The 18,774-nt window shown below is 69.1% G+C and carries 18 protein-coding genes; 5 read left to right on the top strand and 13 right to left on the bottom strand.

Annotated elements, in window-relative coordinates; translation table 11 throughout:
• The first annotated feature begins 62 nt into the window (after positions 1–62).
• The 3 genes from MTE01_RS07880 to MTE01_RS07870 all read left to right on the top strand — a co-directional run bounded on the left by MTE01_RS07880 (position 63) and on the right by MTE01_RS07870 (position 2,802).
• Entirely contained in the window at positions 63–380 is a 318-nt protein-coding gene (locus MTE01_RS07880) for a dioxygenase (protein ID WP_246078124.1), read from the top strand.
• Between the two features lie 132 nt (positions 381–512).
• Positions 513–2,165 carry a DUF349 domain-containing protein gene (locus tag MTE01_RS07875; RefSeq protein WP_307723125.1) on the top strand — a complete coding sequence of 551 codons (1,653 nt, stop codon included), beginning with the start codon at positions 513–515 and terminating at the stop codon, positions 2,163–2,165.
• 64 nt (positions 2,166–2,229) lie between these two features.
• Entirely contained in the window at positions 2,230–2,802 is a 573-nt protein-coding gene (locus MTE01_RS07870) for a hypothetical protein (RefSeq protein WP_141376686.1), read from the top strand.
• Here the strand turns inward: MTE01_RS07870 and MTE01_RS07865 are convergent.
• From MTE01_RS07865 to pdxS, 10 genes are all read right to left on the bottom strand, one after another.
• Positions 2,781–5,030, bottom strand: coding sequence for a RelA/SpoT family protein (locus tag MTE01_RS07865; RefSeq protein ID WP_103209499.1), 2,250 nt, complete (start codon positions 5,028–5,030; stop codon positions 2,781–2,783). The genes MTE01_RS07870 and MTE01_RS07865 overlap by 22 nt on opposite strands.
• Before the next feature lie 100 nt (positions 5,031–5,130).
• Positions 5,131–6,117 (bottom strand): protein translocase subunit SecF, encoded by a 987-nt coding sequence (gene secF / locus MTE01_RS07860; protein ID WP_116239771.1) that lies wholly within the window; start codon positions 6,115–6,117, stop codon positions 5,131–5,133.
• The gene (gene secD / locus MTE01_RS07855) at positions 6,117–7,826 is read right to left on the bottom strand and encodes a protein translocase subunit SecD (protein WP_141376684.1); all 1,710 of its coding nucleotides are present in this window, start codon (positions 7,824–7,826) and stop codon (positions 6,117–6,119) included. Before secD ends, secF begins: the two co-directional genes overlap by 1 nt.
• A gap of 48 nt (positions 7,827–7,874) precedes the next feature.
• The gene (locus MTE01_RS07850; protein WP_103209492.1) at positions 7,875–8,318 is read right to left on the bottom strand and encodes a preprotein translocase subunit YajC; all 444 of its coding nucleotides are present in this window, start codon (positions 8,316–8,318) and stop codon (positions 7,875–7,877) included.
• Between the two features lie 80 nt (positions 8,319–8,398).
• Entirely contained in the window at positions 8,399–9,445 is a 1,047-nt protein-coding gene (gene ruvB / locus MTE01_RS07845; protein WP_103209489.1) for a Holliday junction branch migration DNA helicase RuvB, read from the bottom strand.
• Positions 9,438–10,058, bottom strand: coding sequence for a Holliday junction branch migration protein RuvA (gene ruvA, locus MTE01_RS07840; protein ID WP_141376682.1), 621 nt, complete (start codon positions 10,056–10,058; stop codon positions 9,438–9,440). The genes ruvB and ruvA overlap by 8 nt, the downstream gene beginning before the upstream one ends.
• A gap of 9 nt (positions 10,059–10,067) precedes the next feature.
• Entirely contained in the window at positions 10,068–10,670 is a 603-nt protein-coding gene (gene ruvC / locus MTE01_RS07835) for a crossover junction endodeoxyribonuclease RuvC (RefSeq protein ID WP_103209483.1), read from the bottom strand.
• Between the two features lie 48 nt (positions 10,671–10,718).
• Positions 10,719–11,477 carry a YebC/PmpR family DNA-binding transcriptional regulator gene (locus MTE01_RS07830; protein WP_103209481.1) on the bottom strand — a complete coding sequence of 253 codons (759 nt, stop codon included), beginning with the start codon at positions 11,475–11,477 and terminating at the stop codon, positions 10,719–10,721.
• Positions 11,478–11,664: 187 nt separating this feature from the next.
• Positions 11,665–12,276: a pyridoxal 5'-phosphate synthase glutaminase subunit PdxT gene (gene pdxT / locus MTE01_RS07825; protein ID WP_141376680.1), complete on the bottom strand. Its 612-nt coding sequence runs from the start codon at positions 12,274–12,276 to the stop codon at positions 11,665–11,667.
• Positions 12,266–13,150 (bottom strand): pyridoxal 5'-phosphate synthase lyase subunit PdxS, encoded by an 885-nt coding sequence (pdxS, locus tag MTE01_RS07820; protein WP_174799665.1) that lies wholly within the window; start codon positions 13,148–13,150, stop codon positions 12,266–12,268. The genes pdxT and pdxS overlap by 11 nt, the downstream gene beginning before the upstream one ends.
• 116 nt (positions 13,151–13,266) lie before the next feature.
• Between pdxS and MTE01_RS07815 the strand changes: the two genes are divergently transcribed.
• Entirely contained in the window at positions 13,267–14,607 is a 1,341-nt protein-coding gene (locus MTE01_RS07815; RefSeq protein ID WP_141376676.1) for an aminotransferase class I/II-fold pyridoxal phosphate-dependent enzyme, read from the top strand.
• Positions 14,604–15,455, top strand: coding sequence for a pyridoxal kinase PdxY (pdxY, locus tag MTE01_RS07810; protein ID WP_103209469.1), 852 nt, complete (start codon positions 14,604–14,606; stop codon positions 15,453–15,455). Before MTE01_RS07815 ends, pdxY begins: the two co-directional genes overlap by 4 nt.
• Positions 15,456–15,479: 24 nt before the next feature.
• On the opposite strand, the gene MTE01_RS07805 is transcribed toward pdxY, so the two are convergent.
• The 3 genes from MTE01_RS07805 to thrS form a co-directional block, all read right to left on the bottom strand.
• Positions 15,480–16,085, bottom strand: a complete 606-nt coding sequence (locus MTE01_RS07805; protein WP_116239774.1) for a hypothetical protein — start codon at positions 16,083–16,085, stop codon at positions 15,480–15,482.
• Between the two features lie 56 nt (positions 16,086–16,141).
• Complete coding sequence (locus tag MTE01_RS07800; RefSeq protein WP_103209978.1) at positions 16,142–16,654, bottom strand: HIT family protein; 513 nt, start codon at positions 16,652–16,654, stop codon at positions 16,142–16,144.
• A 107-nt stretch (positions 16,655–16,761) separates the two neighbouring features.
• Entirely contained in the window at positions 16,762–18,747 is a 1,986-nt protein-coding gene (gene thrS / locus MTE01_RS07795; protein WP_103209465.1) for a threonine--tRNA ligase, read from the bottom strand.
• Positions 18,748–18,774 lie beyond the last annotated feature (27 nt).

The raw sequence follows: 18,774 nt of genomic DNA, 5'->3' as shown, positions 1-18,774 counted from the left end.
CCTCCGACACCGCGTCCGCGAGAGCGAAACCAGCGCAGGGGGCGGCCTTTTGTAGGATCGACGTGCCCGGACGGGCGGAGGAGGTCGATGTGGCGACGCGCGGGAAAGACCGGCAGACGCGGGAGCAGCGCGCGCGTGCTCGCGCGTATCAGGCACGGCTCGAGCTCCACGCCCGTCAGGGGCGGCGTCGCACGCGCGACAATCTGATCGGCGTCATCGTCGGTCTCCTCGTGATCGCCGGAGCGGTGGGGGCGCAGACCGCCTACTTCGTCGCGGGCCCCGGTGCGCCGACGCCGGCCCCCTCTCCGACGGAGAATCCCACGACACCGGTCCCCACGGAGATCCCCGCGCCCCTTCCGTCGCCCTCGTCCACTCCCTGACCGCCCACACGGGGCCGTCGTCGCGGCCGGGCGGTGATGCGCGCGCCTCGATCCTGTGTCGGAGGGGCCGCGCGTACTAGGCTCGGAGAGTCCTTCTCCCCCAGGCGGTTCTGCCGCGATGAGGTGCTACCCGTGACTTCCGTCCCCACTCCCGAGACCTCCGACCCGCACGACGACGCGAGCGCCGTCGAGGTCGATCCCGCCGCCACGACCCCGGTCGAGGCGGAGACCGACGCTCCCGCAGCCGAGGGCGCGTTCCCCGATGAGGCCGCCGCTTCCGCCGAGGAGCACGAGGCTCCCGCCGCCGCTGCCCTCGCCGACGAGGCGCCGCGTCCAGACGAGTCGGCGGATGCCGCTGAGCCGGCGCCCGTCGACGAGGCCGGCGCCGACGAGGCTTCGGACGCTGAGCCCGCGGGAGACCATGCGGCCGCCGAGGTCGAGGCCGCCGCCGACGAGGCGGAGGCGCCCGGCGCCCAGCCCGCCGTCGTGCAGCCCGTCCTCCCGCGGCCCGGCGCGCGCATTCCCGGCCCGCCTCCGGGCAAGACCGCTTCCGCCGCGCCCGCTCAGCCGTGGGGCCGCGTCGACGACGAGGGAACCGTCTCGGTCCGCGAGGGCGACGACTGGCGTGTCGTGGGCCAGTACCCCGACGGCACGCCCGCCGAGGCGCTCGCCTACTACCAGAGAAAGTTCTCGGATCTCGCCAGCGAGGTCACGCTGCTGGAGACCCGCCACCGTCGCGGTGGTGCCTCGGCATCCGACCTCCGCTCGACGGCGAAGACGCTCCGCGGCAAGCTCGACGGCGCCGCCGCGGTGGGCGACCTTGCTGCCCTCATCGCTCGCGTGGATGCCCTCACCTCCGAGCTCGCCGAGGCGAGCGAGAGCGAGGCCGTCGCCGCCAAGCAGGCCACCGAAGAAGCTGTGCGCGAACGCACGGCGATCGTCGAAGAGGCCGAGGCCCTCGCCGCCCGTGATCCCCAGACGGTGCAGTGGAAGCAGATGACCGCCGACATGACGGCGCTGTTCGAGCGGTGGCAGGCCCACCAGCAGAACGGTCCCCGACTGTCGAAGTCGACGGCGCAGCAGCTGTGGCGCCGTTTCCGCGACGCCCGCGCCACGGTCGATCGTCACCGCCGCGAATTCTTCTCCTCGCTGGACGAGACCCACAAGTCCGCCCGTGAGGCGAAGACGCGTCTCGTCGAGCGCGCCGAAGCCCTCGCGCCTCGTGGCGAAGACGGCATCGGAGCGTACCGCGACCTTCTCGACGCCTGGAAGGCTTCGGGCCGCGCAGGGCGCAAGGTCGACGACGCACTCTGGGCACGCTTCAAGGCCGCCGGTGACGCGCTCTACGGTGCGCGTATCGAGCGCGAGTCGGCCGACGCTGAGGCCTCGAAAGAGAAGATCGAGCAGAAGCGTGCGCTCCTCGAGAAGGCCGCGCCGATCGTCGACGAGAAGAACCTCGCGACCGCCCGCCAGAAGCTGACCGCGATCCAGCGCGAGTGGGACGAGATCGGCCGCATCTTCCCGCGCGACAAGGAGCGCGTCCTCGACGACGAGCTGCGCAAGATCGAGCAGAGCGTGCGCACGCGCGAGGATGCCGACTGGAAGCGCAACGACCCCGAGCAGAAGGCGCGCGCGAACGACATGACGCGTCAGCTGACCGACGCGATCGACAAGCTCGAGGCCGAGCTCGCCGACGCCGAGTCGCGTGGTGACAAGCGCGCCGCGGCCCAGGCGTCGGAGGCCCTCGAAGCGCGCCGCACCTGGCTGCGCGCCCTTGGCGGCTGATCAGTTCTCCACAGGTAGACGGTTTCGGCCGTCACGGGCGACACTGCCCCGCCACACTGGCGGGATGGTGTCGCCCTTTCTGTTCTTCCCCGGCGAGCGTCTCGCTCTGAGCGAGCTCAGTGCCGCGTGCCTCGACGGGCTCCTCGTGCCGCTCGGTGAGGGGTTCATGCCCGCCGACGCGGTCGAGACGGCGTGGATGCGCGCCCGAAGCCTCGTCCCGCTGCTGGGGGCTCGATGGGCAGGGGTACGGCTCACCGCGGCATGGGTGCACGGGGGGATGCCGACCGAGCCGACGCGGCACCACCTTCAGCGGGTGGCGAAGACACGGACGCGCGCGCACCACGTGACCCGCGCGGTCTTCCACGACGTGCGCCTGCCGCCGGCCGACACGGTGTCGCTCGCCGGCATCCACTTCAGCACGCCGGGGCGAAGCCTTGCCGACCTCGCCCGCTCCCAGGACGAGCAGCAGCGCGCCGTGGCGCTCGCGTGGGCGAGGTCCGACCCGCGTACGCGGAGGGAAGCGCAGGCCTGGCTCGATCGGCATCCGACATTCCCTCACGGCAGGCGTGGGACCGCGCTCCTCGCGAGCGTGACCGCCGACGGCGACCGCGAAGCCTACGACGAGGTGACGCGGTAGACGTCGTAGACGGCGTCGATGCGGCGCACGGCGTTGAGTACGCGGTCGAGGTGCACGGTGTCGCCCATCTCGAACACGAACTTGCTGAGGGCGAGCCGATCGTTCGTGGTCGACACGGTGGCCGAGAGGATGTTGACGTGGTGCTCGCTGAGCACGCGGGTCACATCGCTCAGGAGCCCCGAGCGGTCGAGGGCCTCGACCTGGATCTGCACGAGGAAGACGCTCTTGGTCGTGGGCGCCCACTCCACGTCGATCAGACGGTCGGGTTCTTCTTTCAGCGCCTTCACGTTGGTGCAGTCGCCTCGGTGCACCGAGACGCCGCTCCCGCGCGTCACGAAGCCGACGATCTCGTCGCCCGGCACCGGCGTACAGCACTTCGCGAGCTTGACGAGGATGTCGGGGGCACCGCGCACGAGCACACCCGAATCGCCACCGCGCGGGGCGCGGCTGCGACCGACGGGGATGTCGATGGGCCCGGTGTTCGTCTCTTCGACGTTGACGAGCGCGGTGACCTTCTCGATCACCGATTGGGTGGAGACGTGACCCTCGCCGACGGCGGCGTAGAGGGCGGAGACGTCCTCGTAGTGGAAGAGCCGGGCGACCTCGGTGAAGGAGTCCTGGTTCATCAGGCGCTGGAGCGGCAGGTTCTGCCGGCGCATAGCGCGGGCGATCGAATCCTTGCCCTGTTCGATGGCCTCTTCGCGGCGTTCCTTCGTGAACCACCCGCGGATCTTGTTGCGCGCACGAGTGCTCTTGACGAAGCCGAGCCAGTCCTGGCTCGGGCCGGCATCGGGGTTCTTGGAGGTGAAGACTTCGACGACGTCGCCGCTCTGCAGCGTCGACTCGAGCGGCACCAGGCGACCGTTGACCTTGGCCCCCATTGTGCGGTGGCCGATCTCGGTGTGCACGGCGTAGGCGAAGTCGACCGGGGTGGCGCCCGTCGGAAGCCCGACCACACGACCCTTGGGCGTGAAGACGTAGACCTCTTTTGCGCCGATCTCGAAACGCAGCGAGTCGAGGAACTCCCCCGGGTCGGCGGTCTCGGCCTGCCAGTCCGAGATGTGCGCGATCCACGCCATATCGGCGTCGACGGCCTTGGCGTCGGCCTTGCCGCCCGCCATCCGCTCCTTGTACTTCCAGTGCGCGGCGACGCCGAATTCCGCCTGCTGGTGCATCTCGTGCGTGCGGATCTGGATCTCGACCGTGCGACCGCCCGGTCCGATGACCGTGGTGTGCAGCGACTGGTAAAGGTTGAACTTCGGCGTGGCGATGTAGTCCTTGAATCGCCCCGGCAGCGGCGTCCACCGCGCGTGTATGGCACCGAGCACGGCATAGCAGTCGCGCACGGTGCCGACGAGGATCCGGATGCCGATGAGGTCGTAGATGTCGTCGAACTCGCGACCCCGCACGACCATCTTCTGATAGACGGAGTACAGCTGCTTGGGTCGGCCCATCACCCGGCCGCGGACGCGCAGCTCACGCAGGTCGGCGTCGACGGCGTCGATGACGTTCTGGACGTACTGCTCGCGCTGAGGCGTACGTTGCTTGACCAGGCTGTCGATCTCGGCGTACAGCTTGGGGTGCATCACCGCGAAGGAGAGGTCTTCGAGCTCGCTCTTGATCGCCTGGATGCCGAGGCGGTGCGCGAGCGGCGCGTAGATCTCGAGCGTCTCGGTCGCCTTCTTCGCGGCCTTGTGCGGGGGCACGAAACCCCAGGTCCGGGCGTTGTGCAGGCGGTCGGCGAGCTTGATGAGCAGGACACGGATGTCTTTCGACATCGCCACGATCATCTTGCGCACGGTTTCGGCCTGCGCGCTGTCGCCGTACTTGACCTTGTCGAGCTTGGTCACGCCGTCGACGAGCATCGCGACCTCGTCGCCGAAGTCGGCGGCGAGCTCGTCGAGGGGGTATCCCGTGTCTTCGACGGTGTCGTGCAGCAGGGCCGCCGCGATGGCCTTCGGCCCCAGCCCGAGCTCGGCGAGGATTTGCGCGACGGCCAGCGGGTGCGTGATGTAGGGCTCGCCGCTCTGACGCTTCTGCCCGTCGTGCGCCTTGTCTGCGACGGCGTAGGCCCGCTCGATGATCGCGAGGTCGCCCTTGGGATGGTGCGTGCGCACCGTGCGCAGCAGCTTGTCGACGTCGTCACGACGGGCCGCGCGCGAGAAGATACGCGGAACGAGACGTCGCAAGGAGGACGGCGGCGGCGCGGAAGAAGTGATCTCTGCCATGTCACACCCCTTCCTTACGGCCAGTCGATCAAGTCTATGCCTCGCGGCAGGGGTCCACGGCGGGGTCCGCCGGCGGAACCCGAGGGGCGGGGCCCCGGCCTCAGGCCGGGACGCCCGCCTTCTCGCGGGCTGCCACGACGCGCGCGTCGCGCTGGGCGATCGGCTTCTCCTTCTCGCGCAGCAGGGCGTACATCGGCACAGCCACGAAGAGCGTCGAGTACGCGGCGACGATCGTGCCGACGAAGATCGACAGCGAGATGTCGCTGAGCGTGCGCGCACCGAGCGGTACACCGATGAAGAGGATCGCGCCGACGGGCAGGATCGCGACGACCGTCGTGTTGATGGATCGGATCAGCGTCTGATTGGCGGCGAGGTTCACCGACTCCGAGAACGTGCGACCGGAGATCTCCCCGTCCTCCCTGGTGTTCTCCCTCACCTTGTCGAAGACGACGGTGGTGTCGTACAGGGCGTAGGAGAGGATCGTCAGGAAGCCGATGACGGCGGCCGGCGAGATCTCGAAGCCGAAGACGGCGTAGACACCGACGGTGATGACGAGCACGTCGACGAGGCCGATGATCGCGGCGACCGACATCTTCCAGGTGCGGAAATAGAGCGCCAGGATCAAGAACGTCAGCGCGAGGAAGATCGACAGTCCCCACAGCGACTGACGAGTGACGTCGTTACCCCAGGTGGGGCCGATGAACGAGTTCGTGATCTCGGAGGCCGGCACGTCGTACGCCGTGGCCAGGGCGGACGAGACCGCCTGCGTCTGATCGTTGTCCAGCTGGTCGGTCTGCACCCGAACGGACTGGTCACTGATCGTGGTGACGCGGGTGGTGGCATCCGGGACGACCGAGGTCACGGCCTGCGTGGCCAGAGCCTGGTCGAACGTCGACGGGTTGGACACCGTGAACTGCGAGCCACCGGTGAACTCGATCGAGAACTGCACGGGCCGGAAGAGCGGCACGAGGGCCGCGCCGATCACCAGGACCGCGGCGATGATGAACCACAGGCGACGACGCTGCACGAAGGGGAAAGATGTCTTTCCCGAATAGAGGTCGTTGCCGAGCTGCGACATGGAGCGCATCAGTCGTCTCCCTCCTTCGTGGAGCGGCTATCGCCGCGGCTGGCGGCCGCCAGTTCGGCCTGCTTGCGTTCGGCGATCGTCTGCCGACGCTGCGCCTCGCCGCGGGACTTCTTCACCCGACCGGCGTCGACCACGGGAGCCCGGAACTGCGCGCGACCGCGGTACACGGCGCCGAGGGCGTTGGGGTCCATCCCTGAGAGGGGGTGACCCGAGCCGAAGAACCGGGTGCGAGCGAGCAACTGCATCACGGGGTGCGTGAACAGGATGAAGATCAGGATGTCGATCGCGGTCGTGAGGCCGAGCGTGAACGCGAAGCCCTTCACCGTGGCATCCGCGAGGATGTACAGCACGACGGCCGCGAGGATGTTGATCGACTTCGAGATGTAGATCGTGCGCTTCGCGCGCGACCAGCCGTCCTCGACCGCTGCGGTGATCGACTTGCCGTCGCGCAGTTCGTCTCGTATTCGTTCGAAGTAGACGATGAACGAGTCAGCCGTGAAGCCGATGGTGACGATCAAGCCGGCCACACCCGCGAGCGAGAGGCGGAAGCCCGCTCGCCACGCGAGGATGCACAGTGCCAGGTAGGTCAGCACCGCCATCACGCCGAGCGAAGCGATGATCACCGTACCGAGCGCCCGATAGACGATGAGCGAGTAGATCGCGACGAGACCCAAGCCGATGAGACCGGCGATGAAACCGACCTGCAACTGCTGCGAACCGAGCGTCGCCGACACGGTGTCGGAGCTCACGACCTGGAAGCTCAGCGGCAGGGCACCGTACTTCAGTTGATCGGCGAGGGCCTTCGACGACTCCTGCGTGAACGATCCCGTGATGCTGGGGCGGCCGTCGACGATGATGCCGTTCATCGACGGTGCCGACAGCACGGAGCCGTCGAGCACGAACGCGAACTGGTTCAGCGGCGGCTGCGCACCGTAGAGACGCTGGCTGATCTCGGCGAATTTCTGCGTGCCCTGGTCATTGAAGACGAGGTTCACGGCCCACTGGCCGGTGTTCTGCTCCTGGCCGTTGGTGGCGTTGGAGATGTCGGTGCCGTCGAGCTCGACGGGGCCGAGGATGTACTTCTGCCCGTCGTTCGTGCCGCACGTGATCATCGGCTGATCCGCGGGCGCCTGGGCGGGGTTGCTCGGCGGGTTCGCGCAGTCGTACGCGAGGAACTGCGCCTGCAGGGCAGGGGTGATGTACGCCGGGTCGCTCGCATTGGTCGGCGAAGCCGTGGGCGTCGACGGCAGGCTCGGGTCGGGCGTCGGGTAGGGCGTCGAGACGCCGTCCTGACCCACGAACGAGGTCGCCGGCGAACCGGTGAACAGCACCGGGCGCAACTGCAGCTGGGCCGAGCTCTGGATGCGCTGTCGCGTGGCCTCGTCGGCCTGTCCGGGGATCTGCACGACGATGTTGCGTCCACCCTCGGTGGCGACGTCGGCTTCGCCCACGCCCGAGGCATCGACGCGCTGGCGGATGATCGTGACGGCCTGTGCCAGCTGTTCGCTGTCGGGCGCGGCGCCGTCGGTGGTCTGGGCTTGCAGGATGATCTGCGTGCCGCCCTGGAGGTCGAGCGCGAGCTCGGGGGTCCAGGAACTGTCGTTATACACGTACACGCCCAGTGCGTTGATGCCGAAGAGCACGCCGGTGATGGCGAGCAATCCGGTCAAAACGCGCCAGGCGTGACGGACGGGAGTCGAGGGCGCCACGGAGTCGGCTTTCTGTGCGGCGGTGAACGGAAGGGCGGGAGGGGGCGATCAGACCGCGGGGCGGTCCTTGTCGTCGCGCTCGGCGTCGGCGGCGTGCTGGCGGGCGGCGCGCTGGTCGTCGCTGATCGAGGTGATGTCGCCGTCGGCGACACCGGCGACGTACTCGGCCTCGGTCTCCTCGGCTTCGATGTACTCGTCCTCGGTCACCGTGCCCGCGGCGGGGTCGACGATGCGGAGGATGGCCTGGCTGTGCACCTTGATGACGACACCGGGGGCGATCTCGACGTGCGCCGGCTTGTCGAGGTCTTCGCCGTCGTACTCGACGATGGTGCCGTAGAGGCCGCCCTGCAGCAGCACCTCGGCGCCGGGGACCGTCTCGCGGGCCTTCTGCTCGAGCTCGGCCTTCTGCTTCTTCATGCGACGGCGGGAGCTCAGGAACATGAAGACGAGCAGACCCGCGAACAGAATGAGCAGGAGGAAACTGGAGTCCATGGAGGCGGTGCACCTTTCAGATCAGGCGCGCCGTGCGGCACTGCCTAGCGGGGGTCGGGGAATCCCCCGCCGAGTATAGGTCATGAGCCCCGGCTGAACCGGAGCATGCCGTCGGGATGGGGCGCTCCGAGGTGGTCGTACGCCTCGGGAGTCGCCACCCGCCCGCGCGGGGTCCGTCCCATGAATCCGATGCGCACGAGGTACGGCTCGACGACCGATTCGATGGTCTCCGGCTCTTCTCCCACGGCCACGGCGAGGGTGCTGAGGCCTACCGGTCCCCCACGGAAGCGGCGCACGAGGGCGTCGAGGACGGCCCGGTCGAGGCGGTCGAGGCCGATGGCATCCACGTCGTAGAGATCGAGAGCGGCGCCGACCGTCCGCACGTCGGCGTGGCCCTCGTCGGTCCCGGTCGACGGACCGTTCACCACGAGATAGTCCCGGACGCGCCGGAGCAGGCGGTTGGCGATACGGGGCGTTCCTCGCGAGCGGCGGGCGATCTCGGAGCGCGCGGTGCCCGGGAGGCCGACATCGAGCATGGATGCCGAGCGCGAGACGACCCGCTCCAGCTCTTCGGGCTCGTAGTACTCGAGGTGGGCGGTGAAGCCGAAGCGGTCGCGCAGCGGGTTCGGCAGCAGGCCCGCGCGTGTCGTGGCGCCCACGAGCGTGAAGGGAGCGAGGTCGAGGGGGATGCTGGTCGCGCCCGCGCCCTTGCCGACCATGATGTCGATGCGGAAGTCCTCCATCGCGAGGTACAACATCTCTTCCGCCGAGCGCGCCATGCGGTGGATCTCGTCGATGAAGAGCACCTCCCCCGGCGTGAGCGACGACAGCAGGGCGGCGAGGTCGCCCGCGTGCTGGATCGCGGGACCGCTCGACAGGCGGAGCGGGCGACCGCTCTCGTGCGCCACGATCATCGCGAGGGTGGTCTTGCCGAGCCCCGGAGGACCCGAGAGCAGGATGTGGTCGGGGGAACGCTGCTGGATCCGCGCTGCGTCCAGCAGCAGCTGCAGCTGGCCGCGCACCTTCTGCTGGCCGACGAACTCTGCGAGCGAGGTGGGCCGCAGGGCGCCCTCGATGGCGAGTTCGACCTCGTCGTCGGGCGTGCCGGCGTCTCGGACGTCAGCCACTCACGCTCTCCTTGCGGGCGGGGCCCAGCAGGGCGAGCGTGAGTCGGAGGAGCGCTTGGACCGAGGCGCGGTCGGCCTCGGAGGCGGTTTCGGCGACGGATGCCACGGCCTCGGCCGCCGTCCGTTCCGTCCAGCCCAGGCCCACGAGTGCCTGCGTCACCTGCACGGGAACCTGGCCGTGCGGCGAGACGGCGGCCGGGGCGGCGGCCGGGGCGACCTGCAGCTTGCCGGCGAGCTGGACGACGATGAGTTTGGCGGTCTTAGGGCCGATGCCCGAGACGCGGCGGAACGGGGCGTCGTCGTCGTCGGCCACGGCTTGGGCGATCTGCGGCACGGTGAGCGACGACAAGACGCCGAGGGCGGACTTCGGGCCGACGCCGGTGACGCTGATCAGCTGGGTGAACACGGTGAGCTCCTCGCGGGCTTCGAAGCCGTAGAGCGACAACGCGTCCTCGCGCACGATGAGGTTCGTGTGCAGGTGGACGTCGTCGCCGACATGCACCGTCCGCGCGAATTGCGCGGTCACGGCGACGGAGAAGCCCACACCTCCCACCACGATGACCAGCGAGTCGTCGGCGACGTGAGCCGCCGTACCGTGCAGCGAGGAGATCATCCAGACAGCCTACGCGCCCGTTCGTACATGTGTTCGAGCGACACGCGTCGGCGGAGTGCGCTTCTTCTCGGCATCCCTCCAGGCCTTCTGGGCGGGTGTCAGGGCGCCGTCTCCCGAGGAGGCGGCCGCTCCCCCGCGCCAGGCGTGGCACAGCGCAATCGCGAGGGCGTCGGCGGCATCCGCGGGCTGAGGGAGGGTGTCAAGCCGCAGGACCCGGGCGACCATCGTCTGCACCTGCAGTTTGTCGGCGGAGCCGTACCCGGTGATCGCGGCTTTCACCTCGCTGGGGGTGTGGGTCGCGGCGGTCAGCCCGTGCTCGGCTGCCAGCATCAGGGCGATGCCGCTGGCCTGAGCGGTGCCCATCACCGAGTGGAGGTTGTTCTGGGCGAAGACGCGCTCGACGGCGACGACGTCCGGCTGGTGTGCGACCAGCACCTCGCGGATGCCGGCGGCGATCGCCGCGAGACGCTTCTCGATCGGGTCCGTCGGCGCGGAGCGGGCGACGCCCACGTGCACGAGCGAGGCCGTGCGGTTCGGTGAGACGTCGACGACGCCGAGGCCGCAACGGGTCAGGCCGGGGTCGATGCCGAGGACGCGGAGGGAACGAGACACGGCCCCCACGCTAAGCGCAGAGGCCGTGTCGAGACGAAGGGCGCGCCCTTACTCGTCGTTCTCGAGTTCGGCCTGAACGTCGGCGCTCATGTCGAAGTTCGTGTAGACGTTCTGCACGTCGTCGCTGTCTTCGAGGGCGTCGATCAGGCGGAACACCTTGCGGGCGGTGTCGGCGTCGACCTCCACCTTGAGCGAGGGGACGAACTCGACGTCGGCGGAGTCGTACTCGATGCCGGCATCCTGCAGCGCGCTGCGCACCGACACGAGGTCGGAGGCCTCGGTGATGACACCGAAGCCTTCGCCGTGCGGCTCGACCTCTTCGGCTCCGGCCTCGAGGACCGCGAGCATGACGTCGTCTTCGGTCGTGCCCTCGGAGGGGACCACGATGACGCCCTTGCGGCTGAAGTTGTAGGCGACGCTGCCCGGGTCGGCGAGCGTGCCGCCGTTACGGCTGAGGGCGGTGCGCACCTCGGCCGCGGCGCGGTTCTTGTTGTCGGTCAGACACTCGATAAGGAAGGCCACACCGTTGGGTCCGTAGCCCTCGTACATGATCGAGGAGTACTCGACGGCCTCGCCGCCGATGCCGGCACCGCGCTTGATGGCGCGGTCGATGTTGTCTTTGGGGACCGAGGTCTTCTTGGCCTTGAGCACGGCGTCGAAGAGGGTGGGGTTGCCCTGGAGGTCGGCTCCACCGAGCTTCGCCGCGACCTCGATGTTCTTGATGAGCTTGGCCCACGACTTGGCGCGACGGGAGTCGATGACCGCCTTCTTGTGCTTGGTCGTGGCCCATTTGGAGTGTCCGGACATGCTGCAACTTTATCCTGGCTTCCACGAGGGCGTTGGCGTGCAGGCGAGCTCGGTCTCTTGCGGCCCCGCCCAGGTCCAGGAACGAGACGAACTCACCCGCTGCGCACCTGGATCACACTCCCGTCCGGCGCACCGCGACCGCGCGTCGCGATCGACGGACGCGAGCAGCTCCACCGCGGGTGCGGAGTCAGTGCGCGCGCATCCCGCGTCGGTTCGACACGTGGTCCAGGAACCGGCGATGGAACCGCGTCTCCCCCGTCGATTCGGGGTGGAACGCGGTACCCAGCAGGGCGCCCTGCTCGATCGCGACGACGCGCCCATCGGGAAGGGATGCCAGGGGCTCGGCATCCGGTCCCCACTCGACGACCGCGGGCGCACGGATGAAGACGGCGTGTACCGGCGGATCACCGAGGGCGGGGACGTCGAGGTCGGTCTCGAACGAGGCGGTCTGGCTGCCGAAGACGTTGCGGGCGACGCGCGCGTCGATGCCCCCGAAGGTCCGCTGGCCGGTGATGGCGCCGTCGATGCGATCGGCGAGCAGGATGAGTCCCGCGCACGTGCCGTACATCGGCATGCCGTCGGCGATCGCCTCTCGGATCGGGTCGAAGAGATCGAAGGCGCGCGCGAGTTTGTCGATGACGCTCGACTCGCCGCCGGGGAGGACGAGGCCCTCCACGGCGGCGAGCTCCTCGGGTCGGCGCACCGGGTAGGCGTCGGCGCCGAGGGCGGTCAGGACCGCGAGGTGCTCCCGCACGTCTCCCTGGAGTGCGAGAACGCCGACGCGGGGATTACCAGCCACGCTCGGCGAGGCGGTGCGGCGCGGGGAGGTCGGCCACGTTGATGCCGACCATCGCCTCGCCGAGTCCGCGCGAGGCCTCTGCCACGATCTTGGGGTCGTCGTGGAAGGTGGTGGCCTTCACGATCGCGGCGGCGCGCTGGGCGGGGTTGCCCGACTTGAAGATGCCCGAGCCGACGAACACGCCGTCGGCGCCGAGCTGCATCATCATCGCGGCGTCGGCGGGAGTGGCCACTCCCCCGGCGGTGAACAGCACGACGGGGAGCTCGCCGGTCTCCGCGATCTCGGCGACGAGGTCGTAAGGCGCCTGCAGTTCCTTGGCCGCGACGTAGAGCTCGTCCTTGGTCTTCGCGCGCAGGGCGTTGATCTCGCTGCGGATGGTGCGGATGTGCTTGGTGGCCTCGGACACATCGCCGGTGCCGGCCTCGCCCTTGGAGCGGATCATCGCGGCTCCCTCGGTGATGCGGCGCAGCGCCTCACCGAGGTTGGTCGCGCCGCACACGAACGGCACGGTGAAGTTCCACTTGTCGATGTGGTTGACGTAGTCGGCGGGCGAGAGCACCTCGGACTCGTCGATGTAGTCGACGCCGAGCTCCTGCAGGATCTGCGCTTCGACGAAGTGGCCGATGCGGGCCTTGGCCATGACGGGGATCGAGACCGAGGCGATGATGTCGTCGATCAGGTCGGGATCGCTCATGCGGGCGACTCCGCCCTGGGCGCGGATGTCGGCGGGCACGCGCTCGAGCGCCATGACGGCGACGGCGCCGGCGTCTTCGGCGATGCGGGCCTGCTCGGCGGTGACGACGTCCATGATCACGCCGCCCTTGAGCATCTCGGCGAGACCGCGCTTGACGCGGGAGGTTCCGGTGTCGGTCATGTCCACTCCGTTCGGCGCCCGGGGGCGCGAGTTCCGCGCTTCGGGGCGCGATCATTTGGCTTAGGCCAAAACGTAGCATGGCTCAGGACATAGGCTGATCGAGACCGAGGGGGCCTATGACCATCGATATGACCGGCCGATCGGCATCCGGTATCGCCGCCGACCTGCGCGAACGCATCGAGCGGGGGGAACTCACACCGGGCACGCTCCTGCCCTCCGTCCGGGCTGTGGCCGCCGATCTCGGCGTCAACCGCAACACGGTCGTCGCGGCCTACCGCCAGCTCGCCCAGGCGGGGCTCGTCGAAGCCCGTGGACGCAGCGGCACGCGCGTGGCCGACCGCACCGCCGTCGCACAGGAGGGCTATGCACCCGACACCGTGCTGCGCGACGTGGGCACCGGCAACCCCGACCCGACGCTCATCCCCGACCCCACGGCCGCCCTGGCGCGCTCGACTCGGCCCGTCCTCTACGGCGAGCCGGTCATCGACCCGGGCCTCGAAGCGTGGGCCCGCGGGTGGATGGCTGACCAGCTCCCCCACGACGACCTACTGATCACCGTCACGAGCGGCGCGAGCGACGCGATCGAGCGTCTGCTCGCCCAGGCCCTGCAGCGTGACGACGCCGTCGCGTTGGAAGACCCCTGCTTCTTGTCGGCTCTGCACACGGTCCGCACGGGCGGGTATCGCGCCGTTCCGGTGGCGGTGGATGCCGAGGGCATGACCGTCGACGGACTGCGCGACGCCCTGGAGGCCGGCGTTCGCGCCGTGATCTGCACGCCCCGCGCGCACAACCCCACGGGGGCGAGCCTCAGCGCCGAGCGTGCCGCAGCCCTGCGCGAGGTGCTCGCGGAGCATCCCTTCGTGCTCGTCATCGAGGACGACCACTTCTCGCTGTTGTCGCGTGCGCCCCTGCACTCGGTCATCGGCCCCGCGCAGCGTCGGTGGGCGCGCATCCGCTCGATGTCGAAGTTCCTCGGACCCGACACGTGCCTCGCCGTCACGGCATCCGACCCCGACACGGCCGATGGGCTCGCCGTGCGCCTCACGCCCGGAACGACGTGGGTGAGCCACATCCTGCAGCGCATGACGCTCGCCCTGGTCACCGACGACGCCGTCCGCGCCGACATCGAGGCCGCCGCCGAGCACTACGCCGGGCGCAACGCGGCGTTCGCCGCGGCACTCACCGAACGCGGACTCCCCGTCTCCCCGGGCGACGGACTCAACCTGTGGGTGCCGCTCCCGGTCCCCGCGGCGTCGGCGCGCGAGGAACTCATGCGCCGGGGCTGGCTGGTGAGGGAGGGGGACCCGTTCTTCCTCTCCCCCGACCACGCGGGCGCGTTCCTGCGCCTGACGGTGCACGACCTCGACGATGCCTCGACCACCACCCTCGCCGACGACCTCGCCGCCGCCGCGGGCGCGCTCCGTCCCGGCATCCGAGGTGGGAGGATCGAGGCATGAAGGTTCTCTCGATCCAGTCGGCCGTGGCGTTCGGGCACGTCGGCAACTCCGCCGCCGTCTTCCCCCTCCAGCGCATCGGGGTCGAGGTTCTCCCCGTCTACACGGTCAACTTCTCGAACCACACCGGTTACGGCGCCTGGCGCGGACCTCTCATCTCCCCCGCCGATGTCGCCGACGTGCTCGCCGGCATCGAGGACCGTGGCGTGTTCCCCGAGATCGACGTGGTGCTCTCGGGCTACCAGGGCGGTGAGGGGATCGCCGACGTCATCATCGATGCCGTCGCGCGCGTCAAGAAGGCGAATCCGGATGCCGTCTACGCCTGCGACCCCGTCATGGGCAACGCGAAGTCGGGGTGTTTCGTGGCCCCTGCGATCCCCGAACTTCTCCGCGAGCGCGTCGTACCTGTCGCCGACATCCTCACGCCCAACCAGTTCGAGCTCGGGTTCCTCACCGGCACGCAGCCCGACACCATCGACTCGACCCTCGCCTCGGCCGACATCGTGCGTGAGCGCGGCCCGCGGACGATTCTCGTCACGAGCGTCGAACGCCCCGATCGTGAACCCGACACCATCGAGATGATGGTCGTCGACGACGCCGGCGCATGGATCGTGCAGACACCGCTGATTCCGATGAAGGCCAATGGCTCGGGAGATGTGACGGCGGCACTCTTCACCGCCCACTACCGTCGGAGCGGCGACGCGGCCGATGCCCTGGCGCGCACGGCATCCAGCGTCTTCGATCTGCTCTCGAACACCTTCGAGTCGGGCTCGCGCGAACTGCGTCTCGTCGAATCCCAGGAGGCCTACGCGAACCCTCGTCTGCAGTTCTCCGTGCGCCAGGTGCGCTGACGCGGCTCGCTCGTTCGCGACGGGTCAGCCGCCGTACACCTCTTTGTACGCCGCGACCCAGGCGTCACCGTCGGCAGGGCACATGAAGGTCGCGCCGAACACCATGACGCTCGCAATCGGCTTCTCGGCCTGCGTACGCGCGGCACCTTGCAGGTCGCTCGGGATGAGTTGGGCGAACAGCGGCGACGTCGCGACGTGCGTGTTCAGAGTCGTGGCGTCGACCCGATGACGGTTGAGGATAGCCGTTTCGCAGGCATCCCCGGCCAGGGCGAGGGCGAGGTTCTCGTCGGTGGACGTCCACGTCGAGCCCTGCTGCTCGACGTACGCCCGCTGCTCGGCGATGAACTCCTTCTGAGCCGGGGTCACGGCGACCAGGGGTGAACCGTCCATGGGGAGCTGCTGCTCTCGGAAGTACTCCTCACGTTCTGCGAAGACGTCGGATACATCGTCGGGAGCGACCGACGTCGATTCCCCGGGCGCCGGAGTCTGCGCGTCGTCGGGGACCGAGGTCGGCAGTCCCGCGGCGCCGTCGGGCCCGAGCGGGCTCGGCAGCGGGATGCAGGCGGTCGTGGCCAGGAGGACGGCGGCGAGAGTGAGAGAGAGAACCAGAGGGCGAGTCCGAGTGTTCATAGGCTCACGCTACCGAGGGCGCCGCGCACGCGGAGGGGGCTTGTGGATAACCCGGTTCACGCATCCCAGGCGTCGGCGACCGCGCGGCGCACGTCACCGAGCAGCTGCGGCAGCGCCTTCGTCTTCGCGATGATCGGGAAGAAGTTCGCGTCCGACGCCCAGCGGGGCACGATGTGCTGGTGCAGGTGGCCGTCGACGCCGGCTCCGGCGATCGCGCCCTGGTTCATGCCCAGGTTGAAGCCGTCGCAGTTCGACACCGCCCGCAGCACCCGCATGCCGCGCTGTGTGAGCGCGCCGATCTCGGCGACCTCTTCGTCGGTGGCCTGGTCGTATGTCGCGATGTGGCGGTACGGACACACCAGCAGGTGCCCGGAGTTGTACGGGAACAGGTTCAGCAGCACGTACGCGGTCTTTCCTCGCGCGACGATCAGCCCGTCCTCGTCGGACTTCTCGGGAGCCGCGCAGAACGGGCAGTTCTGCTCCATGGGCTCCCGGCCCGCCGAGATGTACGCCATGCGATGCGGCGTCCACAGGCGCTGGAACTCATCGGGCACGCCCGGCAGTGTCATCGCGTCGACGAGCTCGGCGTCGGTCGTCACCGATCCGGACCCGTCCGCGGTGGGAGTCGGGCCGGTCACCGGCGACGAGCCCGCCGCGGCGGCATCCGGATCGGTGGTCACGCGAGGTCCTCGGCGGTGTTGACGAGCGTGCGGGCCGAGATCGCCCCGGTGATGCGGGCGACAGCCTCATCGACGGGGATGCCGTTGAGCTGGGTGCCGTCGCGGAAGCGGAACGAGACCGTGCCGCCCGCGCGGTCCTGCTCCCCCGCGATCAGCATGAGCGGCACCTTCTGCGTGGTGTGCGTGCGGATCTTCTTCTGCATGCGGTCGTCGCTGTGGTCGGCCTCGGCGCGGACGCCGCGGGTCTTGAGATCTGTCACGATGCCCTGAAGGTAATCGCCGTACTCCGCCGCGACCGGCACGGCCACGACCTGCACGGGCGCGAGCCACACCGGGAAGGCTCCGGCGTAGTGCTCGAGCAGGATCGCGAAGAAGCGCTCGACGGAGCCGAAGAGAGCGCGGTGGATCATGACGGGTCGGTGCTTCTCACCGTCGGGGCCGGTGTACTCGAGCTCGAAGCGCTCGGGCTGGTTGAAGTCGAGCTGAATGGTCGACATCTGCCACGTGCGGCCGATCGCGTCACGCGCCTGCACCGAGATCTTGGGGCCGTAGAACGCGGCCCCGCCCGGGTCGGGTACGAGGTCGAGTCCGGACGCCTCGGCGACCTCGCGCAGGGTCTCCGTGGCTTCGGTCCACAGCGTGTCGTCGCCGATGAACTTCGGGTTGCCGTCCTCTTTGGTCGACAGCTCGAGGTAGAAGTCGTTGAGACCGTAGTCGCGGAGGGTCTGCAGCACGAAGTCGAGGCTGTGGGTCAGCTCGCCCTTCACCTGATCGGCCGTGACGTAGATGTGCGTGTCGTCCTGGGTCATACCGCGCACGCGCGTGAGGCCCGAGAGGGTTCCGCTCTTCTCGTAGCGGTAGACCGATCCGAACTCGCTCAGACGCAGCGGCAGTTCGCGATAGCTGCGACCACGCGAGCGGAAGATCAGGTTGTGGAACGGGCAGTTCATGGGCTTCAGGTAGTACTCCTGGCCCTCGCGCGAGACGTGCCCGTCGGCGTCGACGACTTCGTCGAGCACCATCGGGGGGTACATGCCGTCGGCATACCACTGCAGGTGACCGCTCGTCATGAAAAGGTCGCCCTTGGTGATGTGAGGGGTGTTCACGACCTCGTAGCCGCTGGCGAGCAGGCGCTCACGCATGTAGCGCTCGATCTCGTAGCGGATGATTCCGCCCTTGGGGTGGAAGACCGCCAGGCCCGGGCCGATCTCGTCGGGGAACGAGAACAGGTCGAGTTCTTTGCCGAGCTTGCGGTGGTCGCGCTTGGCGGCCTCTTCGAGACGGTGCTGGTAGGCGCGCAGCTCGTCTTTCGTGGGCCACGCGGTGCCGTAGATGCGCTGCAGCTGCGGGTTCTTCTCGCTACCGCGCCAGTAGGCGCCCGCGATGCGGGTGAGGTCCCAGCCGTTGCCGATCACCCGGGTGCCCGGAACATGGGGTCCGCGGCAGAGGTCCTTCCACGCGGTCTCGCCGTCTCGCGTGACGTTGTCGTAGATCGTCAGTTCTCCGGCGCCGACCTCGACGGACGCGCCCTCGGCGGCTTCGGCCGACCCGCCCTTGAGGCCGATCAGCTCGAGCTTGAACGGCTCGTCGGCCAGCTCGGCGCGGGCCTCGTCGTCGGTGACGACGCGACGCACGAACCGCTGGTTCTCGCGGACGATGCGCTCCATCTCTTTCTTGATGACTTTGAGGTCGTCGGGGGTGAAGGGCTCGTCGACCTGGAAGTCGTAGTAGAAACCGTCGGTGACGGGCGGACCGATGCCGAGGTTGGCCTGGGGCTTGACACGCTGCACGGCCTGGGCGAGCACGTGCGCGGTGGAGTGGCGCAGGATCGACAGACCGTCGGCGCTGTCGATCGTGACCGGCTCCACCTGGTCGTCGGCCGTCACGGTCGTGGCCAGGTCTTTCAGCTCCCCGTTGACGCGCAGAGCGACGACCGAACGGTCGGGGAAGAGGGCGAAGCCATCGGCGGGGAAATCAGTCACAGAACATCTCCTGAAGGGGTCGTTTCC

The organism is Microbacterium testaceum, from assembly GCF_006539145.1.
In the GTDB taxonomy this organism is placed as follows: Bacteria; Actinomycetota; Actinomycetes; order Actinomycetales; family Microbacteriaceae; genus Microbacterium; species Microbacterium testaceum.
This window is presented reverse-complemented; position numbering and strand designations above follow the sequence as displayed.